A 1,237-nucleotide genomic window follows, 5' to 3' on the forward strand; every position below is an offset into this window, starting at 1 on the left:
CCGACGAAACCGACGTCGAGAAGGCGCTGGATGCCGCGCACGCCGCGGCTCCGGCCTGGGGCAAGACGTCGCCGGCCGAGCGTGCGGTGATCCTGAACAAGATCGCCGATCGCATCGAGGAGAACCTCGAAGCGATCGCCGTCGCCGAATCCTGGGACAACGGCAAGCCCGTCCGCGAGACGTTGGCTGCCGATATTCCGTTGGCGGTGGATCATTTTCGGTATTTCGCGGGTGCGATCCGCGCCCAGGAGGGGTCGCTGAGCCAGATCGATGAGGACACCGTGGCCTATCACTTCCACGAGCCACTCGGTGTGGTGGGCCAGATCATTCCGTGGAACTTCCCGATCCTGATGGCGACCTGGAAGTTGGCGCCTGCGTTGGCTGCGGGCAATGCGGTGGTGCTCAAGCCCGCCGAGCAGACCCCGGCGTCGATCCTGTATTTGATGAGCCTGATCGGTGATTTGTTGCCTGCGGGGGTGCTCAACGTGGTCAACGGGTTTGGCGCCGAGGCGGGTAAGCCGCTGGCGTCGTCGAATCGGATCGCCAAGATCGCGTTCACCGGGGAGACCACGACGGGTCGGCTGATCATGCAGTACGCGTCGCAGAACCTGATCCCGGTCACGCTGGAGCTCGGGGGGAAGAGCCCCAACATCTTCTTTTCCGATGTGATGGCTGCTGGTGATGACTTTCAGGACAAGGCGTTGGAGGGGTTCACGATGTTTGCCCTCAACCAGGGTGAGGTGTGCACTTGTCCGTCGCGCAGCCTGATTCAGGCCGACATCTATGACGAGTTCTTGGAGCTGGCCGCCATCCGCACCAAGGCGGTGCGCCAGGGTGATCCGCTGGATACCGAGACGATGATCGGTTCCCAGGCGTCCAACGACCAGTTGGAGAAGGTGTTGTCCTACATCGAGATCGGCAAGGATGAGGGTGCGCGGGTGGTCACCGGCGGGGAGCGCGCCGAGCTCGGTGGTGATCTCAGCGGTGGCTATTACGTGCAGCCCACCATCTTCGAGGGCAACAACACGATGCGGATCTTCCAGGAGGAGATTTTTGGGCCGGTGGTGGCGGTGACATCGTTCAGCGATTACGACGACGCGATCTCGCAGGCCAACGACACCCTCTACGGGTTGGGTGCCGGTGTGTGGAGCCGTGACGGCAACGTCGCTTATCGGGCGGGCCGTGACATCAAGGCCGGCCGGGTGTGGACGAATTGCTATCACGCCTATCCCGCGCA

The 1,237-nt window shown here is 62.9% G+C and carries 1 protein-coding gene; it reads left to right on the top strand.

The genetic code is table 11. From position 1 onward, the window contains the following. Positions 1–1,237 (top strand): aldehyde dehydrogenase (adh, locus tag D6M19_RS34030; RefSeq protein WP_123029678.1); only part of this gene is annotated, 1,237 nt, incomplete at both ends.

The sequence above is a fragment of the Mycolicibacterium stellerae genome (genome assembly GCF_003719305.1).
In the GTDB taxonomy this organism is placed as follows: domain Bacteria; phylum Actinomycetota; class Actinomycetes; order Mycobacteriales; family Mycobacteriaceae; genus Mycobacterium; species Mycobacterium stellerae.